At 41.8% G+C, this 4849-nt stretch carries 7 protein-coding genes; 3 read left to right on the top strand and 4 right to left on the bottom strand.

Annotated elements, in window-relative coordinates; genetic code table 11:
• On the bottom strand, positions 1 to 1016 hold a 1016-nt coding region (locus tag WKF69_RS13245), incomplete at its 3' end, for a phosphoglucosamine mutase (RefSeq protein ID WP_340382556.1).
• Between the two features lie 97 nt (positions 1017 to 1113).
• Between WKF69_RS13245 and WKF69_RS13240 the strand changes: the two genes are divergently transcribed.
• The 3 genes from WKF69_RS13240 to WKF69_RS13230 are packed head-to-tail and all read left to right on the top strand — an operon-like array spanning position 1114 to position 3120.
• Positions 1114 to 1851, top strand: a complete 738-nt coding sequence (locus WKF69_RS13240) for a methyltransferase domain-containing protein (RefSeq protein WP_340382550.1) — start codon at positions 1114 to 1116, stop codon at positions 1849 to 1851.
• Positions 1844 to 2425: a phosphatase PAP2 family protein gene (locus WKF69_RS13235; protein ID WP_340382549.1), complete on the top strand. Its 582-nt coding sequence runs from the start codon at positions 1844 to 1846 to the stop codon at positions 2423 to 2425. The genes WKF69_RS13240 and WKF69_RS13235 overlap by 8 nt, the downstream gene beginning before the upstream one ends.
• Positions 2407 to 3120: a ZIP family metal transporter gene (locus WKF69_RS13230; RefSeq protein WP_340382548.1), complete on the top strand. Its 714-nt coding sequence runs from the start codon at positions 2407 to 2409 to the stop codon at positions 3118 to 3120. The genes WKF69_RS13235 and WKF69_RS13230 overlap by 19 nt, the downstream gene beginning before the upstream one ends.
• A gap of 145 nt (positions 3121 to 3265) precedes the next feature.
• Here the strand turns inward: WKF69_RS13230 and WKF69_RS13225 are convergent, their stop codons facing one another.
• From WKF69_RS13225 to WKF69_RS13215, 3 genes are read right to left on the bottom strand one after another with little or no spacing between them, the layout of a single operon-like run.
• Positions 3266 to 3715, bottom strand: coding sequence for a MarR family transcriptional regulator (locus tag WKF69_RS13225; protein WP_340382547.1), 450 nt, complete (start codon positions 3713 to 3715; stop codon positions 3266 to 3268).
• Between the two features lie 10 nt (positions 3716 to 3725).
• Positions 3726 to 3884 (bottom strand): DUF5522 domain-containing protein, encoded by a 159-nt coding sequence (locus tag WKF69_RS13220; RefSeq protein ID WP_340382546.1) that lies wholly within the window; start codon positions 3882 to 3884, stop codon positions 3726 to 3728.
• Positions 3878 to 4825, bottom strand: coding sequence for an MBL fold metallo-hydrolase (locus tag WKF69_RS13215; RefSeq protein WP_340382545.1), 948 nt, complete (start codon positions 4823 to 4825; stop codon positions 3878 to 3880). The genes WKF69_RS13220 and WKF69_RS13215 overlap by 7 nt, the downstream gene beginning before the upstream one ends.
• Positions 4826 to 4849 lie beyond the last annotated feature (24 nt).

Below are 4849 nucleotides of genomic sequence, written 5' to 3'. Positions count from 1 at the left end.
GGATAGATTACCCCGCCATTACCCTCACCGCCAATTATGGCGTTGGTCTCCTTCATTTTATTAACGACGTTCACTTCTCCCACTGCGGCTGCATGGTAAACACCATTATTGCTTTCGGTTACATCCCTCAACGCACGCGTTGATGACAGGTTCGACACCGTATTCCCCGGAGTGTTCTGCAAAACATAGTCGGCTACAGCAACAAGTGTATATTCTTCTCCGAACATTGACCCGTCTTCAGAAACAAAGCATAAACGATCTACATCCGGGTCAACCGCAATACCGAGATCGGCATTTTTGGAAACTACCTCCTTGGAAAGGGCTACAAGGTTTTCAGGAAGAGGCTCAGGATTGTGCGGAAAATGCCCATCTGGCTCACAATAGAGTTCGTAGATAGTTTCGACACCAAGAGCGCGAAGTAAAGCAGGTACAAATATTCCACCGGATGAGTTAACACAATCAATAGCAATTTTAAAGTTTGCTTTCTTTATGATCTCAACATCCACCAGTGGTAGTGCAAGAACCTTGTCTATATGTTTTTGAAGATAACTATCGTCATAAGTTACCTTGCCCAGTGAACTAACCTCGGCATACTCAATACCCGGCTCCTCAGCCATCGATAGCACGAGTTGTCCATCTGCGTCGGTGATAAACTCTCCTTTATCGTTAAGTAATTTTAAAGCATTCCACTGTTTAGGATTGTGACTGGCAGTTAAAATAATACCTCCTCCGGCGTTCTCATCAGGCACAGCTACCTCAACTGTCGGAGTTGTTGAAAGTCCGATATCCACTACGTCTATACCAATGCTTTGCAAGGTTCCAACCACCAGGTTCCTCACCATCTCACCGGAGATCCGGGCGTCTCTGCCTATTACTATCTTGTTTTTCCCTGTATTCTGAACCACCCATCTTCCGTAGGCAGCTGTAAATTTGATAATGTCGGGTGGGGTTAAGCCATCACCTGCAATGCCGCCTATTGTACCCCTGATTCCTGAAATTGATTTGATTAAAGTCACGATGTCTGATATGAAGGGCAAAAATAACAATTCCATTCTATACCCATACTGTAAAACACTAAATGTCTATCTTTGACACTAAATCCAGATATCTTACATGCCTAGAAAGTGGTTTCAAAACTGGTTCAACTCACCCTATTATCATATCTTATATCAACAGAGAAATGATGAGGAAGCCGAATTTTTTATTGATAACCTCTGTGCATATCTAAAACCCGGATCAGGTTCCCGCCTGTTGGATATCGCATGCGGCAGAGGACGACACGCTGTATATCTCAACAAAAAGGGTTATGACGTAACCGGAATTGACCTTTCATTCTCGAGTATCAGGTTCGCACAACAGTTTGAGAACGAAAAACTGCATTTTTATGTTCATGATATGAGGTATTTGTTCTATATCAATTATTTCGATATAGCCTTTAATCTGTTCACCAGCTTCGGCTATTTCGAAAGTGAAAAAGATCATGTGAATGCACTAAAAACATTCAGAAAATCCCTTAATAAGGATGGCATTCTGGTACTGGATTATTTTAACATTCAAAAGATCCTCCGTAACCTCACTCAGCAGGAAGTGAAGCATGCTGATGGAATAGACTTCTATATCAGCAAAAAAGTAGCAGGAGGAAAAATTATCAAGAGCATTTCATTCGAGCATAAGAATAAAGATTTCTCTTTTAAAGAAGAAGTAAAAGCATTTACCATTGCCGACTTTGAAACTATGTTCGAAAAAAGCGGCTTTAAGATCGTTGATAATTTTGGGGATCACTCTCTAAATGCTTTTGATGAGACCCGCTCCGATCGCCTAATTTTTATATGCCGCAAAGCCGATGCTTGAACAACTTAATCAGCTGGATCAGAATATTTTCTTTTTTATAAACCATGGCCTCTCAAATACTTATTTTGACTGGTTAATGCCTTTACTGCGGAACAGATATTTCTGGACTCCCCTTTATCTTTTCATGGCCATATTCTTCGTTAGAAATTTTGGCAGAAAAGGCTGGCTCATATTGATATTCATGGGTATGACATTTGGCTTCACAGACTACTTGTCTTCAAGAATACTCAAACCCGCCTTTGACCGGGTCAGGCCTTGCAACAACCCTCTCATAAAGGCTGACGTTAACAATCTGATCCCCTGCGGAACAGGGTTAAGCCTCCCATCATCACATGCAGCAAATCACTTTGCTCTTGCCTTCTTTTTAATTACGATTTTCTATACCAGATGGAAACCAATTCTACTTACAACTATACTCTGGGCTTTTTCCATAAGCTTTGCACAGGTATATGTCGGAGTACATTATCCATTCGACGTTACGTTCGGTGCCATAATCGGGGGTCTGATTGGATATATTTTCAGTACAATATTACTTCATTTACAAGCTTTTAAGGAATGGAAATCTGGGAACTGATCTTATTATTTGGCAGCGCGTTCCTGGGCGGCCTGAGTGTGTTCTTCTTTAAAAGCGAAAACACAAACAGGCTGAAGCTCATCCTATCATTCAGCGGCGCTTACTTATTTGCGATAACGGTCTTGCATCTTATGCCGGATGTGTACAGTTCTGGAGAATCGCAAATCGGCTTGTTTATTTTAGGAGGGTTCCTGCTTCAAATACTCATGGAACAGTTCTCAGAAGGCATTGAACATGGTCATATCCACAAACACAATCATGATCATTATGCATTTCCGATTGGGATAATGATAAGTCTCTGCCTTCACGCATTTCTGGAAGGAATGCCACTGGCCAAAGGGCAGCATACAGAATTGGTATACGGCATTGCTCTCCATCATATTCCAGCGGCGTTCGCACTGGGAAGCGTTCTGGTGCACGCTCGTCAGTCCAAGATGAAAACGGTCGTACTCTTAGGAATCTTCGCACTCATGAGCCCTATTGGCTATTTATTAAGCTTCAGAATAGGTGAAGGAACTTTCGGGGATATTGATATCTATTTTGGAAGTATTATGGGGGTCGTCATTGGTATATTTCTTCATATATCAACAACAATATTATTTGAATCAAGTGTAGACCACAAGTTTAATCTCAAGAAATTTGTAGCAGTCCTGCTGGGTGTGAGTATCGCCTTGATCGGGTACTTCCTGCATTAGGTTATACGTTGTAGGTGATACGTTTTACGTCTGGGCGCATACGCACATTGTGAAACAGCCCATCAAATTTCTTACAACTTCTAACTTACACAGCGTCTAGTCCACTTATAACGTACAACGTATCACGTACAACGTACCACTCCCCTCACCCCCGCATTTTATCCAAAAGCCCGCTCAAGATACTGGCTTCCTCATCAGAGATGTTCTCCTGCAAAATATCTCGTGAAGACATTTCATTATCTAATTTTTGCAGGATATCAAGTCCTTTCTGACTAATTACAATATCGACTGCCCGCCTGTCTTTGTCGTTAACACAGCGCTGCACCAGGTCCTTTTGAACAAGCCGCTCAACGATTCTGGACGCATCCGACATCTTATCGAGCATCCGTTCCTTAAGAAGATTTATGGTTGCCGGCTTTGGACTTTGTCCCCTTAGTATTCTTAAAATATTATGCTGCTGCAATGTGATCTTATGCTTGTTGAGCCGCAGTTTAAGCAAATTAGTTATCCACCCATAGGTGTAGATCAGGTTCACAATGGCTTTCTGATGATTGTTTTCAAACTTGTTGCTGAATATTTCTTTTTCTATCTCCATATGCGAATGTTCACTTTTCGGTTGACTCGATATCCTTTTCCTGGCCATACTTCCATGGACAGTGTCTGCATTTATTCTTACAGCAATATCCTCTTTTCAAATGATATTTTTCTGTAAAAACCAAATTTCCGTACTCATCAAGATAATAATCGATATTCTCAATTAACATGCGTTCAACAATTTGACAGGTATTTGGTTTATGAAATGTTGGCGAAGGTGCTTTCCGTTACCGTGCAGGGTCCAAACCTCTTTTGGCTTGACCTGTTCCATCATAACCAGAATATCGTTCCAATCCACATGGTCGGAGATCATAAGCTCCAGCCCGTTATTTACCTGTAATCTCTTCCATCCGGAAGCAAATGCCCTCACAACATTCTTTGCGCGGAGATAGCTATCGAAAGTTAACGGAGGGACGATATATACCAAATTTTGACCGGGCTGCTTCATTGATTTACGGGTGTATAGATTATATTTTCCTGGCTGATAGCCAAAGGATTCATAGATCTTATTTAGCGGCAAAATGGAATGATGCACCAGTACCGAACGCTGCGGGCAATGTTCTGTGATCAGGCTTATCAGTCGCTGTGCCTTACCCAGCGAATAAGAGCCCAGCAAAACATTGTGATTGAAGTCGTTTAATTTCCGGATCTCTTCACCGGCATCGGGATGCTGTACCGATGGATCTGCAAAAGTTGTTTCGGTTATAAGCACATCTGCCATCACAAATTCCATTTTCTCGCAGGTAGGATCATCCTGAAGTTTGTAATCGCCTGTGTAAAGGTATCTCACGTTGTTATACTCCATCAGCACCTGAGCTGACCCGATAATATGGCCGGCGGGGATAAAAGTGATCCTCACTCCGCCCAACATAAATGGTGCATTAAAAGGATAAACGATAAAATTGCTTCCAGCATTTTTTTGGTACCGATGTTTCATTATTGCTTCAGTGGGTGCTGTGCAATAAATATTCTCATTATTTTTAACTGCATGATCTCCATGGGCATGCGATATAACTGCACTCTCTACTGGCTTTACCGCATCGAGGTAAAACGCCCCGCTTTTACAGTATAACCCATTCTCATTTATTACCAGAAAATCATCAACGATCATGCGAAAGGCTTAAAAAATGCTGAT

Source organism: Daejeonella sp., from assembly GCF_037719425.1.
GTDB lineage: Bacteria > Bacteroidota > Bacteroidia > Sphingobacteriales > Sphingobacteriaceae > Daejeonella.
This window is presented reverse-complemented; position numbering and strand designations above follow the sequence as displayed.